Genomic DNA, 20820 nt, shown 5'->3' on the forward strand with positions numbered 1-20820 from the left:
CACGGACGGACCGCGGTCGACGCCGTCATGCGTCAGGCGCTTCCGGCGACGAGCGACTCCGCGGGAACGCCGAGAACCTCGGCGATCTCGGAGGTCGACACGGCGCCGACCCGGAGGATGCGAGGAGTGTCCCCGGTGAGGTCGACGATGGTCGACGCGAGAGCGTGTTCGGCGGGGCCACCGTCGAGGTAGACCGCTGCCGATCCGCCCAACTGCGCCTGAGCGTCCGCTGCCGTGACCGCGGGGGGTCGACCGGAGATGTTCGCGCTCGACACTGCGAGGGGGCCGACGGTGCGCAGCAACTCCAGCGCGACCGGATGCAGGGGCATGCGCAACATGACGGTTCCGCGGGCGTCACCGAGGTCCCATGCCAGCGACGGCGCCTGATGCACGACGAGGCTCAATGCCCCGGGCCAGAACGCGCGAATGAGGTCGCGCGCGGCCTGCCGCACGCCCAGGACCAGCCCGTCGATGGTGTGCCACGACCCGACCAGAACCGGAACGGGCATGTCCCGACCTCGTCCCTTCGCCCGGAGCAGGTCGGTGACAGCACTGCTGTCGAAAGCGTCCGCAGCGAGGCCGTAGACGGTGTCGGTCGGCATCACGACCAGTCGGCCGGACGACAACGCGCGGTGCGCGGCATCGAGACCTGCCGCGCGAGAGGCGGAATCGGAGCAGTCGTAGACGGTGGACACCCGGCCCATCTTGCCACTGAGCCTCTCCGACCACGGCGGGCCGGTGAGCGGTGTCGAAACGTTCCGGTCGGTCAGGTTGCCCGGCGACGTCGACGAGCGACGACGAAGCGAGGACGATCCGCCAGATCACGGTGCTGCGAGACGTCGCCGAACACCGCGCGGCGCTCCATGAGATCGACGACCCGATCGCCGTGCGAGTCGTCGTGCTCGATGCCCACTCCCCCGTCGATCGAGAGCCATCGGGCGATGTTCGCGATCATCGGCTCGATGACCGAGAGGCCGTCGGCTCCTCCGAACAGGGCGATGTGGGGATCGTGGTCGACGACCTCCGGATCCAGTGCCGCCCCGTCCGGTATGTAGGGCGGATTGGCGACGATCAGATCGACGGTGCCGTCGAGTTCCGTCAGCAGGGTCCGGTCCGTCACGTCGCCGTGGTGCAACGTGATCGGTGTGTCCCCGTCGGAGGCACGGAGATCGGCATTGCGCCGGGCCCATGCCAAGGCGTGCGGATCCTTCTCGACGGCGTGGACGACGGCGTCGGGGCGGGCATGCGCGATCGCCAGCGCCAACGCCCCGCTCCCCGTGCACAGATCCAGCACGACCGGCGGGTGCCGTCCGGCGGACTCGAGGAAGGCCAGCGCCCATGCGAGAAGCAGCTCGGTCTCGGGCCGCGGCACGAACACGCCGGGGCCGACCTCGACGTCGATCTCACCGAGCGGAGAGGTACCGATGATGTGCTGCAACGGGATTCGCTTCGCCCGTTGCGCGACGGTGGCGCGATAGGCCTCCGCGATCTCCGGCTCGACCAACGGCGTCAGACCGAGTCGACCGCGAGGAACCGACAGAAGATGCGACGCGAGAAGTTCCGCGTCCACTCGTGGACTGGGGACACCTGCCTCGGTCAGCACACGGGTTGCCTCGAGAATGGCCAGACGTAACGGAACGCGACTCACGTCCGTCAGCATCGCACCCGGGTCACTCGGCCTGGAGACGCGCCTGCCTGTCCGCGGCCGCGAGCGCGTCCAGCAGAGCGTCCATGTCGCCGTCCAGCACCGCGTCGAGGTTGTGCGACTTGAACCCGATGCGATGGTCCGTGATGCGGTTCTCGGGGAAGTTGTAGGTCCGGATGCGCTCGGAACGGTCCACCGTACGAACCTGACTCGCACGCCCGGCCGCGGCTTCCTTGTCCGCCGCTTCCTCCGCCGCGGCCTGCAGCCGTGACGCGAGCACCTGCATCGCGCGCGCCTTGTTCTGCAGCTGCGAACGCTCGTTCTGGCAGGTGACGACGATGCCCGTCGGCAGATGGGTGATGCGGACGGCCGAGTCTGTCGTGTTGACGCCCTGGCCACCCTTGCCCGAGGACCGGTAGACGTCGATGCGCAGATCCGTCTCGTCGATCTGGACGGCTTCGACCTCGTCCTGCTCGGGGTAGATGAGGACACCCGCCGCAGAGGTGTGCACGCGGCCCTGCGACTCGGTGACGGGAACGCGCTGCACGCGGTGGACACCGCCCTCGAACTTGAATCGCGACCACACCCCGTCGGCGGTGTCGGTGCGGGCCTTGATCGACAACGTCGCTTCCTTGTAGCCGCCCAGATCGGAGATGTTCGCGTCGAGGATCTCCACGCGCCACCCGTGTCGCTCGGCGTAGCGCACGTACATACGCGCGAGATCCGCAGCGAACAACGCGGACTCTTCGCCGCCCTCCCCGGACTTGACCTCGAGCACGACGTCGTCGGCGTCGTGGGGGTCGCGAGGAGCCAACAGATCGGTGAGCGCAGTGTCCAGCTGCAGCACGGTCGCCTCGAGGGCAGGGATCTCGGCAGCGAAACTCGCATCGTCGGCGGCCAACTCACGGGCGGCCTCGAGATCGTCCCTGGCGGCGGCGAGTTTGGCGTGCACGCTCATGATCGGGGCGAGTTGCGCGAACCGCTTACCGGCGCGACGGGCGGCAGCGGGGTCGTCGTGAAGCGAGGGGTCGGACAGGTCGCGCTCGAGTCCGGCGTGCTCCGCCAGGATGTCGTCGATCGCGGACGGTGTCGCGGAGGCGGCCACGGTGTTCTCCCTGTCGAACCCTGAATGAAGCTGGCGAGAAATGGTGCGGAAACGACCGACGCCCGCTCCGAGAAGAATCTCGGAACGGGCGTCGGTGTGAGAGCTAGCTGTCTGCGTCGGCCTTCTTGCCGGCGCGCTTGCCGTAGCGAGCCTCGAAGCGTGCAACGCGGCCGCCCGTGTCGAGGATCTTCTGCTTGCCCGTGTAGAACGGGTGGCACTGCGAGCAGACCTCGACGTTGATGCGATCCGCCGAGTTGGTGCTGTGCGTCTCGAAAGTATGTCCGCAGCCACAGACGACGGTTGTCGCCGTGTACTCGGGGTGGATTCCTGCCTTCATGGGTGTCCCTTTCATGGTCGCCGGGTCGCCTCGACTGTCGAGTGCGTGAACCGGAACCGGACTCGGCCGTTCAGTATGCCAGAGCCACTCTCTGCCCTGGTAATCGTCTCAACGTCGGTGAGGAGGCTGCGTATTCCTCACCGACGTCGAGTGCTGTCCGTCAGTCGTTCGACGAACCGGGAGCGGTCTTCGAAACTTCCATCAGGAATTCGAGATTGTTCTTGCTCTTCTTGAGCCGGTCGACCAGAAGGTCGATCGCCTGGTGCGAATCCAGACCCGACAGCACGCGACGCAGCTTGTGCACCACGGCGGCCTCGTCGGGTGCCAGCAGCAACTCGTCGTGACGGGTGCTCGACGGGTTGATGTCGACGGCCGGGAACACGCGACGCTCGGCGATCTTGCGATCGAGCTTGAGCTCCGCGTTACCGGTGCCCTTGAACTCCTCGAAGATGACCGTGTCGCCGGTGGAGCCGGTCTCGACCATGGCGGTCGCGATGATCGTGAGCGATCCGCCGTGCTCGATGTTGCGGGCTGCACCCAGGAAACGCTTCGGCGGGTAGAGCGCGGTCGAGTCGACACCACCGGAGAGGATGCGGCCCGATGCCGGTGAGCTGTTGTTGTATGCACGACCCAGACGGGTGATCGAGTCCAGGAGCACGACGACGTCGCGGCCGTCCTCCACCAGACGCTTCGCCCGCTCGATGGCGAGTTCCGCCACCGAGGTGTGATCGCCCGGCGGGCGGTCGAACGTCGAGGCGATGACTTCGCCCTTGACGCTGCGCTGCATGTCCGTGACTTCCTCGGGACGCTCGTCCACGAGGATGACCATCAGGTAGCACTCCGGGTTGTTGATCGCGATCGCGTTGGCGATGCTCTGCAACACGCTGGTCTTACCGGCCTTGGGCGGGCTCACGATCAACGCGCGCTGGCCTTTGCCGATGGGCATGACCAGGTCGATGATGCGCGTGGTCAGGATGTTCTGTTCCGTCTCGAGGCGCAGTCGCTGGTTCGGGTACAGCGGTGTCAGCTTGTTGAACTCGGCGCGCTTACGCGTGCCGTCCGGCGCCGCACCGTTGACCGTGTCCAGCCGCACCAGCGGATTGAACTTCTGACGCGCACCGTTCTGCTCACCCTCGCGAGCGACCCGCACCGCACCGGTCAGCGCGTCACCGCGACGCAAACCGTTGCGACGCACCATGTTCATCGACACGTACACGTCGTTCGGTCCCGCGAGGTATCCCGAGGTCCGGACGAAGGCGTAGTTGTCCAGGACGTCGAGAATTCCGGCGACGGGCTGCAACACGTCGTCGTCACGAAGTTCGGGCTCGCGCTCGCGGTCGCGCTGGTTGCCGCCGCCGTCGGGGGCACCGTCACGATCGCGTCCACGGCGACGCTCACGGAAGCGACGACCTCTGCGGCCGCGGCCCTCGCCGTCCTCGTCTCCCCGATTGTCGTCACGAGGTCCGTTGTCGCGCGGACCCTGGTTGCGGTCACCCTGGTTGCGATCGCGGTCGTTGCGATCATTGCCCTGGTTCCGGTCACCCTGGTTCCGGTCGTTGCGATCGTTGCCCTGGTTCCGGTCGCCCTGGTTCCGGTCGCCCTGGTTGCGGTCGCCCTGGTTGCGGTCGTTCTGATTGTTCTGGTTGCGACCCTGACGCTCGCGACGGGGACGCTCACCGTTCTGACGGTCACCCTGGGCACCGTCGTTCTGGCCGTTGTCGCCCTGGTTGCGGTCGCCCTGATTGCGGTCGGCCTGGTTGCGATCACCCTGGTTGCGATCACCCTGGTTGCGATCACCCTGGTTGCGATCACCCTGGTCACGATCGGCCTGCTGGCGGACGTTCCGGTTGTCCGTCTCGGACGGCGCGTCGGCGACGGGAGCGGTAGCCGGCGCGTCGGAGGCGGCGGGTGCCGAGGCACCGTTCTCGGACGTGTCGGACGTCGACTCGGCGGCACCTGCGCGGCGGGTCGCTCCTCGGCGGCTACGCGTGCGGCGCGGCCCCTCCGAGTCGTCGGTGTCCTGGCGCGAGTCCGTCGACTCGGGCGACGAGGTCGGTGTCGAGTCGGCGGGCGCCTTCTCGGCGGGCGGGGCGGACTCGACGGCAGGTGTGCCGGAGTCGGTTCGTTCGGGGGCGGCAGATCGGCTCACCCGCGGCGCGCGCGACGGCGCCTCGGTGGCGGCAGCCGAGGCAGGGACCTGCTTCGACTGGATTGCGGCGACCAGGTCGCCCTTGCGCATACCGGAGACTCCCTTGATCCCGAGTTCGGAGGCGAGGCCCCTGAGTTCGGTCAACACCATCCCGGACAGTCCGGCGCCGCGACGCGCGGACGTGCGCGAACGGGTCTCGGATTGCGGTGCAGGCGCAGTAGTCATATCCGTATCGGTCACGGAGGTCCTTTCCTTCCCTCGCGCGCCAGGTGCGCAGATCGAGGGTTCGTCCCGCAGTTCGACTCGCATGTCGAACTCGGATGCCGCGTACGTTCGCGTCGCACAGAAGAGCGAAGGCTGATCCAGGATGTGACATCACTGGTGACCGTGACACCGATCCGAGAGGAGTGCGGCGCCGTCGGAGCAGGAGGCCGGAAAGAAATGCCCTGGAGAAATCGGCGCTGACTGCGCACGATGTACGGACGCGAACCACAATAGCCGTGATCACGGGTACGGGCAAGAATCCGCGTGTCAGCGCGTCGCGACCCCGTCGGCGATGTCGAGTTCCATCACGGTCATGCCGTCGTCCTCCGCGCGGGAGACGAGGTCCCGGCCGATCGACGACGTTCCGAGCACCAGGACCGTCGGGCCGGCTCCGGACACCGTGGCGGCGTGGCCCTGTGCGCGCAGTGTCTCCATCCATCGCGTCGTCAGCGGCAGCGCCGAGGCGCGGTAGGGCTGATGGAGCCGATCCTCCGTCGAGAGCATCAGCAGATCCGGCCGGGACGTCAACGCGATCACCGCGAGCGCGGACCTACTGGCATTGAAGGCGGCATCGCGGTGCGGCACCAGGTCCGGCAGCAACCCACGAGTCTGTGCGGTGGACGACCGTTCGGTCGGGATGAACACGGTCGCACCGATGTCGGGGTGCACGGACAGCCGTTCGGCCGAATACGAGCGGGGGCCTTCCGGCGGACCGGATTCGTGACTCCACGACACGACGGCCCCACCGAGAACACTGGCCGACGCGTTGTCGGGGTGCCCCTCGAACTCCGATGCGAGTTGCACCATCTGGGCCGGGGACAGCGCCAGCGAGGGATCGACGGACGCTGCGAGGCAGTTGGCCGCGGCCAGCCCTCCGACGACGGCCGAGGCGGACGAGCCGAGGCCCCGTGAATGCGGAATCCGGTTGTGGCAGCGGACTTTCAAGCCGTCGGCCCACACTCCTGCGGACTCGAGACCGCGCTCGATGGCCCGCACGACCAGGTGGGACGGACCCCAGGGAACCTCGCGCGCGCCCTCACCGTCGACCTCGATGTCCAGCCCGGATTCTGCGACGGTGACCGTGACGTCGTCGTGCAGACCCAGCGCCAGCCCCAGAGTGTCGAAACCCGGGCCGAGATTCGCACTCGACGCGGGTACCCGGGCATGGGCGACCGTTCCGGTGGCCAACGTCCTCGTCACGGTGTGCGGCCCGTTCACTACGCCGGCTCGGGGAGCGCGGCGCGTCCGCCGATTCGCCGGGTCATTCGGACGTGCCCTCCAGGCGCAGGACACTGGTCACGGACGTCACGATCTCGAGCTCGGTCAAGGCGGCGACCGTCGCGGCCAGCGCCGATTCCTTCGCGCGGTGTGTCACGACGACGAGACGTGCGTGCTCGCTCGCGCCCTCCTGACGCACCGTGGAGATACTGACGTCGTTCTTCGCGAACTCTGCTGCGACGGCGGAGAGAACGCCCGCGCGATCGGCTACCTGCATGTTCACGTGGTACCGAGTGGGCGTGTCCCCCATCGGTGCGACGGGGAGCTTCGCGTAGGTGGATTCTCCGGGTCCGCGGCCGCCGTAGAACTTGTTGCGCGCCGCCATCACCAGGTCGCCCATCACGGCCGATGCCGTCGGTGCTCCGCCTGCGCCCTGACCGTAGAACATCAGTCGCCCGGCAGCTTCGGCCTCGACCACCACGGCGTTGAACGCACCGGACACCGAGGCGAGCGGATGCGACAACGGCACCAGGGACGGGTAGACGCGAACGGAGATGCGGTCGTTGCCCTCGTCGTCGGTCACTCTCTCGCACAGGGCGAGCAGCTTCACGGTGCAGTCGAAGGCACGAGCCGTCGCGATGTCGGATGCGGTGATCGAGGAGATGCCCTCGCGGTACACGTCGGCCGACGTGACGCGGGTGTGGAACGCCAGCGATGCCAGGATCGCTGCCTTGGCCGCGGCGTCGTAGCCCTCGACGTCGGCGGTGGGATCGGCCTCGGCGTAGCCCAGGCGGCCTGCTTCGACGAGGGTGTCGGCGTAGTCCGCGCCCGTCTCGTCCATCGCCGACAGGATGAAGTTCGTCGTGCCGTTGACGATGCCGACGACCCGGTTGACGCGGTCCCCCGCCAGCGACTGCATCAGCGGACGCACCACCGGAATGGCCCCGGCCACAGCAGCTTCGAAGTACAGATCAGCGCGGTGCTTCTCCGCCGCATCGGCGAGCTCACCGGTGTACTCGGCGAGCAGCGCCTTGTTCGCCGTGACGACGGACTTCCCCGCGTTGAGCGCGGCCAGGATGAGTTCGCGTGCCGGTTCGATGCCGCCGAGCACCTCGACGACCAGGTCGACGTCGTCGCGGGCGACCAGTGCGTCGACGTCCGTCGTCAACAGCTCGGGATCGATGCCGCGATCCTTGTCGAGGTCACGGACCGCCACGCCCCGAAGAATCAGCGGGGCACCGACGCGCGCGGTGAGGTCGGTGGCGTGCTCGAGCAGGATCCGCACGACCTCGCTGCCGACGTTTCCCATGCCGAGTACGGCGACGCCGATGGGCTTGTCGACGGGGCTCACGAACGCCGCGGCCCCCGTGGCCTGTGTCGAATCCGTGGACTGTGTCGCTTCTGGTGCGGTCACCGGTCTACCTCCAAGCTGAGCAGGTCGTCGAACGTTTCGCGGCGGAGCACGAGGCGTGCTTCGCCATCCCGCACGGCGACGACGGCCGGACGAGGCAAGAGGTTGTACCGCGAGGACATCGAGTAGCAGTACGCGCCGGTGGCACCGACAGCGAACAGGTCGCCGGGACCGAGGTCCTCGGGCTGCCACGTGTCGCGGATGACGATATCGCCGCTCTCGCAGTGCTTTCCGACGATTCGAGCCAGAACTGGGGAGGCTTCGGACGTACGCGAGGCAAGCAGTCCGACGTACTCGGCCTGGTACAGCGAGGTACGGATGTTGTCGCTCATACCGCCGTCGACGCTGATGTAGCGACGGGTGCGGTTCGAGTCGACCGTGACGTCCTTGACGGTGCCGACCTCGTACAGCGTGACCGTTCCGGGGCCGGCGATGGCGCGACCGGGCTCGACAGCCAGTGTCGGAGTGGCGATACCGGCAGCAGCGGACTCGGTCTCGACGATGTGGGTGAGCTTCGCGGCGAGCTGATCGACCGGCGGCGGATTGTCGCCCGTCACGTAGTGGATTCCCATGCCGCCACCGAGGTCGACCACCGTGATCTGCGACGTCTTCTCAGGTCCGAACTCCGCCTTGATGTCTCGGAGGAGACCGATCACGCGATGCGCCGCCAGCTCGAAACCGTCGACCTCGAAGATCTGGGAACCGATGTGCGAGTGCAGTCCGACCAGTCGCAGATTGTCCGTCTCGAACACCCGTGCCACGGCGCGCAGTGCACTGCCGTCGGAGAGCGAGAAGCCGAACTTCTGGTCCTCGTGAGCGGTGGCGATGAACTCGTGCGTGTGCGCCTCGACGCCGACGGTGATGCGGATCAACACGTCCTGCACGGTGCCTGCGGCGCCCGCGATCTCGTCGAGCCGGTCGATCTCGATCATGGAGTCGAGCACCACGTGCTCCACCCCGGCGCGAACTCCGGCGTCGAGCTCGGCACGGGACTTGTTGTTGCCGTGCATGGCAATTCGATCGGCCGGGAAACCTGCGTTCAGAGCGATCGCGAGCTCACCACCGGAACACACGTCGAGCGAGAGACCCTCGTCGGCGACCCACCGGGCGATCTCCCCGCACAGGAACGCTTTCGACGCGTAGTGCACGCGCTCGGGTGCACCGAAGGCCTCGGCCATCTCGCGGCACCGCGACCGGAAGTCGTCCTCGTCGATGACGAACAACGGGGTGCCGTACGTCTCGGCCAGCTCCGTCACCGACACTCCCGCGAGCGTCACCACACCGTCGTCACCACGAACAGCATTGCGAGGGAACACCTTCGGATGCAGGTCGGTCATACCGGCTGCGTTCGCGGGACGTTCGGGAGTTCCGGATCCGGTGGCCGGCTCCGCGTGACGCGGGCCGGCGGGATGCGCGCTCACATCTTCTCCGGTGCGCTGACGCCGAGCATGGCGAGGCCGTTGGCCAGGACCTGGCGGGTGGCGTCGCCGACGGCGAGGCGGGCGGTGTGGACGGGCATCGGTTCCTCGTCTCCTCGGGGCAGGACACGGCATGCGCCGTAGAAGCGGTGGTACGCGCCCGCCAGTTCCTCGGCGTACCGCGCGATGCGGTGCGGCTCCCGCAGAGCTGCGGCGCTGGCGACGACGCGGGGGAACTCTCCGATGGTGCGGATGAGATCACCTTCGGCGGCATGGGTCAGCAACGAGAAGTCCGGGTTCTCGGCGGAGACACCGAGTTCCTCGGCGCCGCGTGCGAGAGAACACAACCGGGCGTGCGCGTACTGCACGTAGTAGACCGGGTTGTCGTTGCTCCTGCTCGCCCACAGGGCGAGGTCGATGTCGATGGACGAATCCACCGACGAGCGGACCATGACATACCGCGCGGCATCGATACCGATGGCGTCGATGAGATCGTCGAGCGTGATCACCGTGCCGGCGCGCTTGCTCATCTTGACGGCGACACCGTCGCGCACGAGGTTGACCATCTGACCGATGAGAACCTCGACCGTCGCCGGGTCGTCGCCGAAGGCGGCAGCGGCGGCCTTCAGGCGACCGATGTAGCCGTGGTGGTCGGCGCCGAGCATGTAGATGCAGAGGTCGAACCCGCGCGAGCGCTTGTCCTGGAAGTACGCGATGTCACCTGCGATGTACGCCGCGTTCCCGTCGCTCTTGACGACGACGCGGTCCTTGTCGTCCCCGTACTCGGTACTGCGGAGCCACCAGGCTCCGTCCTTCTCGTACAGGTTGCCGGAACTCTTGAGCGTCTCCACGGCGCGGTCGACGGCACCGGACTCGAAGAGCGAGTTCTCGTGGAAGTACACGTCGAAGTCGGTACCGAAGTCGTGCAGATCCGACTTGATCTTCGTGAACATTGCGTCGACACCGATGGCGCGGAACACTTCCTGCCGCTCGTCGTCGGGCAGATCCATGACGTCCGGACGCTGCGCGAGGACGGTTGCGGCGATCTCGGTGATGTACTCCCCCGCGTACCCGTCCTCCGGCGCCGGCTGTCCCGAGGCGGAGGCGACGAGAGAGCGTGCGAACCGGTCGATCTGCGCGCCGTGATCGTTGAAGTAGTACTCCCGCGTGACGGCTGCGCCGCGCGAGGTGAGGATGCGTCCGAGCGCATCGCCGACCGCAGCCCACCGGGTACCGCCCAGGTGCACGGGACCGGTGGGGTTGGCCGAGACGAACTCGAGGTTGATCGAGGTGCCCGTGAGCTCGTCGGACCAGCCGTACTGCACACCTTGGCGCTGGACGCGCTCGACGATGGCACCCTGCGCGGACTTCGCGAGTCGGATGTTGAGGAAGCCGGGGCCGGCGACATCGACCTCGTCGACCGCGTCGGCAGCAGCGAGGGCCTCGGCGAGCCAGCCGGCCAGATCGCGGGGGCTCACACCGGCTTTCTTGGCCACCTGCATCGCCACGTTGCTGGCGTAGTCGCCGTGTTCCGGGTTACGCGGACGGTCGAGCGTGACGGTCTCGGGCAGCACGGCAGGGTCGAGTCCGTGCTCGGTGAGCACGGTCGCCGCGGTAGCACGCAGCAGTTCGGCGAGATCGGCGGGAGTCACGGGGCCTTATCCTATGGTCTCGCCACACCGCGGCCCGACCGCGGTCACCACTGGTCGTCCGCGGTGCGCATCAGCACACGCTCAGACTCGCTCCGTACAGTGGTGCTGCCTCGAGTAAGTGGCCACTCATTCCTCGATCGAAAGAGCGCTCCGACCATGCCAAGCGGTTCCGACAAGAAATCTGGAAAGTCAGCCAAGGCCATCAAGGCTGCCAGCAAGACCGGCACCCGGAACAAGGGTGGCGTTCCCTCCAGTGTGGGGTCGGGCAAGCGTCGTCAGATTCCGTGGCTCACGATCGCGGCGACCGTCGTGGTCGTCGCGCTGATCGGCGCCCTGGCCTGGAACCTGGTGCCCAAGTACCAGGACCGTGCGGAAGCGCAGAAGTTCGCGCCGACGGAGCAGAACCAGGATCCCTCGACCGGTATCGACGGCGTCGTCAAGCAGGACTACCCCGCTGCTCTGCACGTCACGGGTGCGCAGCGCGTCGCGTACGACCAGTCACCGCCCTTCGGCGGACCGCACGACCAGGTCTGGGCCAACTGCATGGGCACCGTGTACCCGGACGGGCTGCGCACCGAGAACGCCGTGCACTCGCTCGAGCACGGCGCCGTGTGGATCGCCTACAACCCGGACGAGCTCAGCGAGGATCAGATCGCGACGCTGTCGTCCAAGGTCGAGAACCAGCAGTACATGCTGATGTCCGCGTACCCCGGCCTCGACTCCCCCATCTCCCTGCAGTCGTGGGGCCACCAGCTGAAGCTGGACAGTGTCGACGACCCGCGCATCGACCAGTTCATCTCAGCCCTGCGCCTGAACCGGTACGCGTACCCCGAGGTCGGCGCCAGCTGCTCGACGACGCCCGAGACGTTCGATCCCGACAACCCGCCGCCCTTCGACCCGTCGGCTCCCGGCGCGGACGCAGTCCCGATGAGCGGTGAGGGCATCGCGCCCGACACGTCCGAGATCACCGGCACGGACCAGCTGCCCAGCGGCCTGCAGCTGCCCAGTGACGTGCAGCTGCCCAGCGGGACGGTCCCCACACCGTGACCACGACGGCGACGCAGGACGCACCACCCGGGCAGCGGAGCCAGCGCTCCGCCCTCCTGGTACTCGGGGCGGTCGCGCTCCTGGTGGTGGGATTCGCCATCGGCTTCCTCGCGCAGACACCCCTTCGTGACGACGCCGCGCCGAACCCGGGTGCGGACTCCGTCGACGTCGGCTTCTCGCAGGACATGACCGTGCACCACAACCAGGCCATCGAGATGGCCACCCTCGCGCTCAGCGGGGCATCCGACCCCCTGGTGAAGAACCTGGCGTACGACATCCTGACCACGCAGCAGAACCAGGCCGGGCAGATGCAGGGATGGCTGGCGCTCTGGGACGCCGCTCCGCTTCCGACCGGTGGCTACATGGGCTGGATGACGGACGACGGCGGGCACTCGATGTCCGGCATGGGCGGATCGTCGATGACCGGGCCGGTGCAGACGATGCCGGGAATGGCCTCCACTCAGGACATGACGGACCTCCGCGCCGCGTCGGGACCTGCGCTCGACGTCCTGTTCCTGCAGTTGATGCTTCGTCATCACCAGGGCGGGCTGACGATGATGCAGTACGGCGAGGTCCATGCCGAGACACCCGCCGTGCGGAACCTGGCTCGGACGATGGTGAACACCCAGACGTCCGAGGCGCAGTTGATGACGCAGATGCTCACGGAGAAGGGCGCTGCGCCGCTCTGACTCGAGCATGCGCTACTCTTGGGTCTGCCCGAACGGCACGCCGGAATTCTTCCGGTGCGCCCCCGTAGCTCAGGGGATAGAGCGTCCGCCTCCGGAGCGGAAGGCCGCAGGTTCGAATCCTGCCGGGGGCACCATCACTCGCGATCCGCGAGCATCTGCATCACCGCATCCGCCGCACGGCGGGCCGTCGGCTTCCTGGTCGGAGCCAGATCGTGTCCGGCCTCCTCGATCGTCACGACGGTAACGGGTGCGCCGATGAGCGCAGTGTGCTCCGCCATTTCCTCGCCGGTCGCGAAGGTGTCCCGCGAGCCGTGCACCACGACCGTCGGCACCCGAATGTCCGGGAAGTGCTCCGTGCGCAGAGTCTCCGGCTTCTTCGGTGGATGCAGCGGATAGGACAGCGCCAGAAGCCCGTCGGCGATCCGAGGTTCCTCGGCGACGAGCATCGAGGCCTGCCGTCCCCCGTACGAGTGCCCTCCCACGATCATCGGGACATCGGATCGCATCGCGGTCACCGCGGCAGCGATTCCGGCGCGGTCGGCCGCCGCGCCCGCCCGGTTCGGAGGCCCCTTGGGCCGGGCCTGCCGGAACGGGAGATCGATGCGAGCGACTCGAATGCCCCGCTCGGCCAACTCGGTGGCCACGTGCACGAGAATCGCTGCGTGACAAGTGCTTCCGGCCCCGTGCGCCAGCACTGCCGTCGCGACGACAGGCCCCACCGGATCGTGGATCACCCCGGAGATGCCGTCCGCCGTCCAGTCGCGAGTCATCCACGGGACGGTAATGCAGAACGGGCACCGACCGCAGTGGTCGATGCCCGTCCGCTCGCGCGTCGGATGTCAGGGAACCTGCGTCAGCCCCACGGTGGGGAAGAAGGCGCAGGTCTTGCCGTCGTGGGACACCTGCCCGAAGACCGCGGAGAGCACGGTGCCGGAACCCGTCGCGACGGGCGCGAGGCGCACGCCGGCGTTGGGGAACTTGGAGAGGTTGTTGTTCAGCAGGTCACGGCCGATGGTCTTGAACGGTTCGCCGAGCGGCTCGATGATCTCGGAGAGGATCACGTCGGTGAGCCCGCCCATGTCCGCGAACCCGCCCTTCAGGGAGTTCACGTTGAACCACGCCACCTGCATGCCGGACTTGTCGGCGCCGTCGTTGACGATGCCGCCCGGTGCGGGGACGAAGGCGTACAGCGTCTCGCCGGGATCGGCGATCGTGGTGTCGATGCCGGGGAGGGACGGGATGCTGACACCCGGAACCTTCGGGGTGTACGGCCCGGGAGCAGCGCCGGCCACAGCGGGAACGATGCCCAGCGGTGCGCCCGGCAGCGCCGAGCAGTTGATGGCCGCCGTCGGGTAGAAGAACGGGGTCAGGCCGAATCCGCTGAGAAGACCGTTCGCGGCGTTCAGCAGGGCCAGGGGGTCGGTACCGGCCGGTTCGGCGACATCGACGCTGGGCGCAGCTCCGGCGACGGCCCTGGCGGCAGCGAGCGCGGCATCACCCGGAGCGGCGGAGCCTTCGAGCGTGGACAGGGCCTGCTGCAGCGGATCCGCTGCCGGGACGACAGGTTCAGCGGATGCAACGGCCGGGAACACGAGGGCTCCGGCACAGGCGATGGCCATGACGGCGATCGACCGACGTGATGAACGCATGGGGTACTCCTCGAACTGGGGGGCAGATGCGGGGTTGGGGGAACCGCCTGGTCCGATTCGACCACGAGAATCGTCAGGTCACGGTCGTCGAGACTGCATTGATACCAAAGTGTCGCATGATGCTGATGTGACGGACGTGGTTCGACGGCACCCGCACGCTGTCGGCGCTCGAGGCCCCCGACGTGGGAAGATCACGTCATGTCGTCAGCACCCAAGCTCCCGCTGGACCCGATCGCGGAGGCTCACCGTCAGTGGCTCCGACACGGATGGGCGGACGCAGCGGACGGGATGGCTGCGGTCACCTCGATCATGCGGGTGCAGCAGATCATGATGGCGCGCGTCGAGGAAGTGCTCAAGCCCACCGGTCTCACCTTCGCGCGCTACGAACTGCTGACGCTCCTCACGTTCACCAAGACGGGCGCGTTGCCGATGGCGAAAGCCAGTGCCCGCCTGCAGGTTCACCCCACCTCGGTGACCAATGCCGTGGACCGACTCGAAAAGGCAGGCTTGGTCCGGCGCGTGCCTCACCCCACCGACCGTCGCACCACGCTGGTCGAGATCACCGACACCGGAAGAACTCTCGCGGTGGCCGCCACCGAGGACCTCAACGACCGTGTGTTCGGACTGCCCGGTGCGGACGGCGCGGACCTGGACAAGCTCGTCTCCATCCTCGCCGGGATCCGGCGGCGGGCAGGCGACTTCGACGACGAGGGCGCATCCGGCTGGTGACGCACAACGATCCGGTGCGGAAACCGTCGCTGAGCGAGGGATTCTGCACCGGATCGTCGGCTGATGACACTCAGCGGTGCCGGAACTCCGGTTGACGCTTCTCGGTGAACGCGGTCATGCCTTCGGTCTGATCCTCCGTGGCGAACGTGGAGTGGAACAGGCGGCGCTCGAACCGCACTCCCTCCGCCAGGGTCGATTCGAAGGCACGGTTCACCGCTTCCTTCGCCATCATCGCGATGGGAAGCGACTTCGCCGCGATGGTCTCGGCCGTGGCCAGAGCATCGTCGAGCAGGTCGGCGGCCGGCACGATGCGCGACACCAGCCCGGCACGTTCGGCTTCCTCGGCTCCCATCTTGCGACCGGTCAGGCACATCTCCATGGCCTTCGCCTTGCCCACGGCCCGCGTCAGGCGTTGCGATCCACCGATTCCCGGGATGACACCGAGCGCGATCTCCGGCTGACCGAACTGCGCAGTGTCGGCGGCGATCAGGATGTCGCACATCATGGCCAGTTCACATCCACCGCCCAGGGCGTACCCGGCGACGGCCGCGATGGTGGGTGTGCGGACCGCTGCGAAGTCGTCCCACTGCGCGAAGAAGTCCGTCGTGTACACCTCCATGTACGTCTTGGACTGCATCTCCTTGATGTCGGCTCCGGCCGCGAAGGCCTTCTCCGATCCCGTCAGCACGATGGCCCCGATACCGGTGTCGTGATCGAATGCCGTCGCGGCAGCCACCACCTCGGTCATCAGCCGAGAGTTCAACGCGTTCAGCGCTTTCGGGCGGTTCAGCGTGATGATGCCGACGCGCCCCTGCGTGCGGACCTCGATGGTCTCGTAGCCGGGTGTCCCGCTCATGCCGTGCCTCCGGACCGCTCGCGGATCTCCTGCACGATGCCCGAGAAGTCCTTGTCACCGTGCTCGGCGGCATAGTCGTCGTACATCTTCGCCGCAAGCATCCCCAACTCCGCCTCGACACCGTTCGCGCGCACGGCATCCGAGACCAGCCCGAGATCCTTGCGCATGAGAGCGGCGGCGAACCCCGGCGTGTAGTCGTTGTTCGCGGGACTCGTGGGGACGGGTCCCTGTACTGGGCAGTTGGTGGTCAGCGCCCAGCACTGCCCGGACGCGGTGGAGGCGACATCGAAGAGCGCCTGATTGGTCAGGCCCAACTTCTCGCCGAGGACGAACGCCTCGCTCACCGCGATCATCGACACACCGAGGATCATGTTGTTGCACAACTTGGCGGCTTGGCCGTTACCGCTCTGTCCACAGTGCACGATCTTGCGACCCATGATCTCGAGCAGGGCGTTCGCGTCGGCGACGTCGGTGTCCTCGCCCCCGACCATGAAGGTCAGGGTTCCGGCCGTGGCGCCGCCGACACCGCCGGAGACCGGAGCGTCCACGGCCCGGTGTCCGCCCGCACGGGCAGCGTCCGCCGCCGACCGGGCATCCGCGACGTCGATGGTCGAGGAGTCGATGAACAGCGTGCCGGCCTGCGCGGCCGGAACGACCTCCGCGTAGCAGTCGAGCACATGCTTGCCGCTGGGAAGCATCGTGACGACCACCGCAGCCCCCTGAACGGCGTCCACAGCAGACGACGCGACGGTGATGCCGTTGGCGCGAGCCTGCTCCAACGACGCCGGGACGAGGTCGAACCCTCGGACGTCGTGCCCGGAGGCCGCGAGGTTGGCGGCCATGGGCCCGCCCATGTGACCGAGTCCGAGGAATGCGATGACCGAGCTCACGATGATGGTCCTTTCGATGCGAGACCCAACTCGGCGTCACCGAGGGGTGCGAAGAAGCGGTCGACGTCGGCCGGGGACACGTCCTTCAGGCGAGGCGGTGACCACGTCGGCTGCCGGTCCTTGTCCACCACCTGCGCCCTGATGCCCTCGACCAGGTCCGGGCTGTCGAGGCACGCGATGGACACGCGGTACTCGTCGTCGAGCACCTCGTCGAGCGACGACGCGGCAGCAGCCCGGCGCAGCGAGCGCAGGGTGACGGCAACGGAGGTGGGCGACTTCGACTCGATCGCGTCGGCCGCCGCCACCGCGTCGTCGTGGCCCAACGCGCGAAGACGCTCCACGATCGCCGACGCGTCCTCCCCCGAGTAGGCCTCGTCAATCCAGGAGCGTTGCCCGATCAGCGCGGACTCCGGGGCCGCAGAGGCGAGCGAGAGGGCCGTGTCGACGGTGCCCGTGTGGAGCGCCTCGACGAAGTCGGCGAGAGACTCCGTCGGGATGTACGTGTCGGCGAAACCGGCGGCGATGGCGTCACCGGCCGTCATGCGCGCCGTGGTCAGAGCCAGGTGTGTGCCGATCTCTCCCGGAGTGCGGGCGAGCAGATACGTCCCACCGACGTCGGGCACGAAGCCGATGCCGACTTCCGGCATCGCGATCTTCGACTTCTCGGTGACGATGCGCTCGGATGCGTGCGCCGAGATCCCGACACCGCCTCCCATGACGGCACCGTCCATGATGGCCACGATCGGCTTGGTGTACCGGCTGATGCGGGAGTTCATGATGTATTCGTCCCGCCAGAACCGTGCGGTGGCGGAGCCCGTCGGCCAGTTCTCCCCCGCCTTCGCCTTCGCGTCGTCGTGGATGGCGACGATGTCGCCGCCGGCGCACAGACCGCGCTCACCGTTTCCCTTGATCAGAACGGCGCGGACACTCGCGTCAGTCTCCCACTCGACGAGTGCCGCGTCGATACTGCGCACCATCTCGTGAGTGAGAGCGTTGATGGCGCGGGGGCGATTCAGCGTGACCGTGGCGATACCTCGGTCGACGGTGAGGAGAACGTCGGACTCGGATGCGGTGTCGCTCACGCGGCACCCACCACCGATCGAGCGATGACGATACGCATGACCTCGTTGGTTCCTTCCAGGATCTGATGAACTCGGAGATCGCGGACGATCTTCTCCAGACCGTACTCACTGAGATAGCCGTATCCGCCCAGCAATTGGAGCGCGTCGTTGGCGACGGTGAACCCGACGTCGGTGGTGAACTTCTTCGCCATGGCGCACAGCTGCACCTTGTCGGGAGCATCGGCGTCGAGCGCACTGGCTGCACGCAGCAGGAGTACACGTGCGGCTTCGAGGTCCGTGCGCATGTCGGCGAGCCTGAACTGCAACGCCTGTGCGTCGAGAAGCCTCGATCCGAATGCTCGCCGATCGGCGAGGTAGCGGACCGCGATGTCGAACGCGGCCGTCGCGCCGCCCAGCGAGCAGGCCGCGATGTTGATGCGGCCGCCGTTGAGCCCGTTCATCGCGATGCGGAACCCGTTGCCCTCGCCGCCGAGCAGATTCTCGGCCGGCACCGTGACGTCCTCCAGGATCACCTGGCGAGTGGGCTGCGCGTTCCAGCCCATCTTGGCCTCGTTGGCGCCGAACGACAGTCCCGGCGTGTCCTTCTCGACGACGAACGCCGAAATCCCGGAGGGTCCCGCGCCGCCGGTTCGCGCCATGACGACGTAGACGCCGGACTCGCCGGCACCGGAGATGAACTGCTTGACGCCGTTCAAGACATAGGTGTCGCCGTCGCGCACCGCCTTGGTGGACAACGCGGCGGCATCCGACCCGGCGCCGGGCTCGGTCAGGCAGTAACTGCCCAGCGTGTCCATCGTGCACAGAGCCGGAAGCCACTGTCGCCGTTGATCGTCGGATCCGTACGTGTCGATCATCCACGCGACCATGTTGTGGATAGACAGGTAGGCAGCGATCGACGGATCACCGGCGGCGAGCTTCTCGAAGATCCGCACGGCGTCGACCCGGCGTAGACCGGAGCCGCCGACGTCCTCGGCGATGTAGATCCCGCCCATGCCCAGTGCCGCCGCCTTGCGCAGGACGTCCACCGGGAAGTGCTTGGTCCGGTCCCACTCCACGGTGTTCGGAGCGAGGAACTCCGCGGCGAAATCGGCTGCCGTCTCGCTGATCGCGCGCTCGTCCTCGTCGAGCGCGAAGATGTCCGCCACCGTCAGTCCATCGTCGGGATGACGAAGTGGTTCTGCGCCACAGCTTCCTTGCGGCCGCTGGGCCACCGCTGGGTGACCGTCTTGGTCTTGGTGTAGAACCGCACCGAATCCGGGCCGTGCTGGTTGAGGTCGCCGAATCCGGACCGCTTCCAGCCGCCGAAGGTGTGGTACGCGATCGGCACCGGGATGGGAACGTTGACGCCGACCATGCCGACGTTGACCCGCGCGGTGAAGTCGCGCGCCGTGTCACCGTCACGGGTGAAGATCGCCACGCCGTTGCCGTACTCGTGAGCCGACGGCAGGCGCAGAGCCTCCTCGTAGTCGTCGGCACGCACGATCTGCAGCACCGGCCCGAAGATCTCCTCCTTGTAGATGCGCATGTCCGTCGTCACCTTGTCGAACAGCGTTGCGCCGGTGAAGAACCCATTCTCGTGCCCGGCGAGAGAGAAGCCGCGGCCGTCGACCACCAGGTCCGCACCCTCGTCGACACCGATCTGCACGTAGGCCGTGACGCGCTGGACGGCCTCGGCCGTGATGAGCGGTCCGAAGTCGCTGCCCGCGTCGTCGCTGCGTCCGACGCTGAGCTTCTCGACGCGCTCGACCAGCTTGGCGCGCAGGGCTTCGGCTGTCTCCTCGCCGACGGGTACGGCGACGGAGATGGCCATGCAGCGCTCTCCGGCGCTGCCGTAGCCGGCACCGATCAGCGCGTCGGCGACCTCGTCGAGATCGGCGTCGGGCATGACGATCGCGTGGTTCTTGGCGCCACCGAAGCACTGTGCCCGCTTGCCGTGCGCGGCGGCGGTCTCGTAGATGTACTGCGCGATCGGGGTGGAGCCGACGAAGCCCACGGCGCTGATGCGGGGGTCGGTCAGGATCGCGTCGACTGCTTCCTTGTCGCCGTTGACGACGTTGAAGATGCCGGGAGGGCCACCTGCCTCGAGGAACAGCTCGGCCAGGCGCAGCGGCACGGAGGGGTCCCGCTCGGACGGCTTGAGGATGAACGCGTTGCCGCAGGCGATGGCGGGCGCGGCCTTCCACAGCGGGATCATCGCGGGGAAGTTGAACGGGGTGATGCCGGAGACGACGCCGAGAGGTTGGCGCATCGAGTACACGTCGATACCCGTTCCGGCACTGGCCGTGAACTCACCCTTGAGCAGGTGCGGGATGCCGGTGGCGAACTCGACGACTTCGAGTCCGCGCTGAATGTCGCCCTTGGCGTCGGCGACGGTCTTGCCGTGCTCGGAGGAGAGCAGCTGGGCGAGCGGCTCCATGTTCTCGTTGATGAGCGCGAGGAAACGCATCAGGACGCGAGCGCGCTTCTGCGGGTTCTGCAGCGCCCACTCGACCTGCGCCTCTTCGGCATTCGCCACGGCTGCCTGGACCTCCGCCGTACTGGCGAGGGGGACGCGGGCCTGCACGTCGCCGGTGTTGGGGTCGAACACGTCGGAGAATCGGCCGGACTCCCCCGACACGTGCTTGCCACCGATGTAATGAGTGAGTTCTCGGGTCACGGATCCACCTTCGTCGTTGAGTC

19 protein-coding genes and 1 tRNA gene are annotated in these 20820 nt (G+C 67.6%); 4 read left to right on the forward strand and 16 right to left on the reverse strand.

Annotated elements, in window-relative coordinates; all coding sequences use genetic code 11:
• Positions 1-32: 32 nt before the first annotated feature.
• From ASG64_RS09535 to argS, 9 genes are all read right to left on the reverse strand, one after another.
• Positions 33-695 (reverse strand): L-threonylcarbamoyladenylate synthase, encoded by a 663-nt coding sequence (locus tag ASG64_RS09535; RefSeq protein WP_042575619.1) that lies wholly within the window; start codon positions 693-695, stop codon positions 33-35.
• Positions 696-766: 71 nt separating this feature from the next.
• Entirely contained in the window at positions 767-1648 is an 882-nt protein-coding gene (gene prmC, locus ASG64_RS09540; protein WP_056074271.1) for a peptide chain release factor N(5)-glutamine methyltransferase, read from the reverse strand.
• Positions 1649-1670: 22 nt separating this feature from the next.
• Positions 1671-2750, reverse strand: a complete 1080-nt coding sequence (prfA, locus tag ASG64_RS09545; protein WP_042575511.1) for a peptide chain release factor 1 — start codon at positions 2748-2750, stop codon at positions 1671-1673.
• Between the two features lie 103 nt (positions 2751-2853).
• Positions 2854-3087 carry a 50S ribosomal protein L31 gene (gene rpmE, locus ASG64_RS09550; protein WP_042575512.1) on the reverse strand — a complete coding sequence of 78 codons (234 nt, stop codon included), beginning with the start codon at positions 3085-3087 and terminating at the stop codon, positions 2854-2856.
• A 160-nt stretch (positions 3088-3247) separates the two neighbouring features.
• Positions 3248-5476, reverse strand: a complete 2229-nt coding sequence (gene rho, locus ASG64_RS09555) for a transcription termination factor Rho (RefSeq protein WP_442971132.1) — start codon at positions 5474-5476, stop codon at positions 3248-3250.
• A 291-nt stretch (positions 5477-5767) separates the two neighbouring features.
• Positions 5768-6700 carry a homoserine kinase gene (gene thrB / locus ASG64_RS09560; protein ID WP_056074273.1) on the reverse strand — a complete coding sequence of 311 codons (933 nt, stop codon included), beginning with the start codon at positions 6698-6700 and terminating at the stop codon, positions 5768-5770.
• A gap of 61 nt (positions 6701-6761) precedes the next feature.
• Positions 6762-8069, reverse strand: a complete 1308-nt coding sequence (locus ASG64_RS09565; protein WP_082518456.1) for a homoserine dehydrogenase — start codon at positions 8067-8069, stop codon at positions 6762-6764.
• A gap of 59 nt (positions 8070-8128) precedes the next feature.
• Entirely contained in the window at positions 8129-9550 is a 1422-nt protein-coding gene (gene lysA, locus ASG64_RS09570; protein WP_056073069.1) for a diaminopimelate decarboxylase, read from the reverse strand.
• Positions 9547-11199 (reverse strand): arginine--tRNA ligase, encoded by a 1653-nt coding sequence (gene argS / locus ASG64_RS09575; protein WP_056073072.1) that lies wholly within the window; start codon positions 11197-11199, stop codon positions 9547-9549. Before argS ends, lysA begins: the two co-directional genes overlap by 4 nt.
• Before the next feature lie 156 nt (positions 11200-11355).
• Here argS and ASG64_RS09580 point away from each other — a divergent pair, with 156 nt between their 5' ends.
• The 3 genes from ASG64_RS09580 (at position 11356) to ASG64_RS09590 (ending at position 13069) form a co-directional block, all read left to right on the forward strand.
• Complete coding sequence (locus tag ASG64_RS09580; RefSeq protein ID WP_056073075.1) at positions 11356-12246, forward strand: DUF3105 domain-containing protein; 891 nt, start codon at positions 11356-11358, stop codon at positions 12244-12246.
• Positions 12243-12935 (forward strand): DUF305 domain-containing protein, encoded by a 693-nt coding sequence (locus tag ASG64_RS09585; RefSeq protein WP_056073078.1) that lies wholly within the window; start codon positions 12243-12245, stop codon positions 12933-12935. The genes ASG64_RS09580 and ASG64_RS09585 overlap by 4 nt, the downstream gene beginning before the upstream one ends.
• 58 nt (positions 12936-12993) lie before the next feature.
• Positions 12994-13069 (forward strand) — tRNA-Arg (locus tag ASG64_RS09590).
• On the opposite strand, the gene ASG64_RS09595 is transcribed toward ASG64_RS09590, so the two are convergent.
• Together ASG64_RS09595 and ASG64_RS09600 are read right to left on the reverse strand one after the other, a co-directional pair.
• On the reverse strand, positions 13070-13705 hold the full coding sequence (locus ASG64_RS09595; RefSeq protein WP_056073080.1) for an alpha/beta hydrolase family protein: 636 nt from the start codon (positions 13703-13705) through the stop codon (positions 13070-13072).
• A 69-nt stretch (positions 13706-13774) separates the two neighbouring features.
• A complete protein-coding gene (locus tag ASG64_RS09600; RefSeq protein WP_056073083.1) occupies positions 13775-14584 on the reverse strand; it encodes a hypothetical protein in 810 nt (269 codons plus the stop codon).
• Between the two features lie 198 nt (positions 14585-14782).
• Between ASG64_RS09600 and ASG64_RS09605 the strand changes: the two genes are divergently transcribed.
• A complete protein-coding gene (locus ASG64_RS09605; RefSeq protein ID WP_042575519.1) occupies positions 14783-15313 on the forward strand; it encodes a MarR family winged helix-turn-helix transcriptional regulator in 531 nt (176 codons plus the stop codon).
• A gap of 70 nt (positions 15314-15383) precedes the next feature.
• Here the strand turns inward: ASG64_RS09605 and ASG64_RS09610 are convergent, their stop codons facing one another.
• The 5 genes from ASG64_RS09610 to ASG64_RS09630 are packed head-to-tail and all read right to left on the reverse strand — an operon-like array spanning position 15384 to position 20797.
• Positions 15384-16169, reverse strand: coding sequence for an enoyl-CoA hydratase (locus tag ASG64_RS09610; protein WP_056073086.1), 786 nt, complete (start codon positions 16167-16169; stop codon positions 15384-15386).
• Positions 16166-17062, reverse strand: coding sequence for a 3-hydroxyisobutyrate dehydrogenase (gene mmsB / locus ASG64_RS09615; RefSeq protein WP_442971144.1), 897 nt, complete (start codon positions 17060-17062; stop codon positions 16166-16168). Before mmsB ends, ASG64_RS09610 begins: the two co-directional genes overlap by 4 nt.
• On the reverse strand, positions 17056-18141 hold the full coding sequence (locus ASG64_RS09620) for an enoyl-CoA hydratase/isomerase family protein (protein WP_056073089.1): 1086 nt from the start codon (positions 18139-18141) through the stop codon (positions 17056-17058). The genes mmsB and ASG64_RS09620 overlap by 7 nt, the downstream gene beginning before the upstream one ends.
• Complete coding sequence (locus ASG64_RS09625; protein ID WP_056074276.1) at positions 18138-19277, reverse strand: acyl-CoA dehydrogenase family protein; 1140 nt, start codon at positions 19275-19277, stop codon at positions 18138-18140. Before ASG64_RS09625 ends, ASG64_RS09620 begins: the two co-directional genes overlap by 4 nt.
• Before the next feature lie 11 nt (positions 19278-19288).
• Positions 19289-20797, reverse strand: a complete 1509-nt coding sequence (locus ASG64_RS09630) for a CoA-acylating methylmalonate-semialdehyde dehydrogenase (RefSeq protein ID WP_056073092.1) — start codon at positions 20795-20797, stop codon at positions 19289-19291.
• Positions 20798-20820 lie beyond the last annotated feature (23 nt).

The sequence above is a fragment of the Rhodococcus sp. Leaf247 genome (assembly GCF_001426185.1).
GTDB lineage: Bacteria > Actinomycetota > Actinomycetes > Mycobacteriales > Mycobacteriaceae > Rhodococcoides.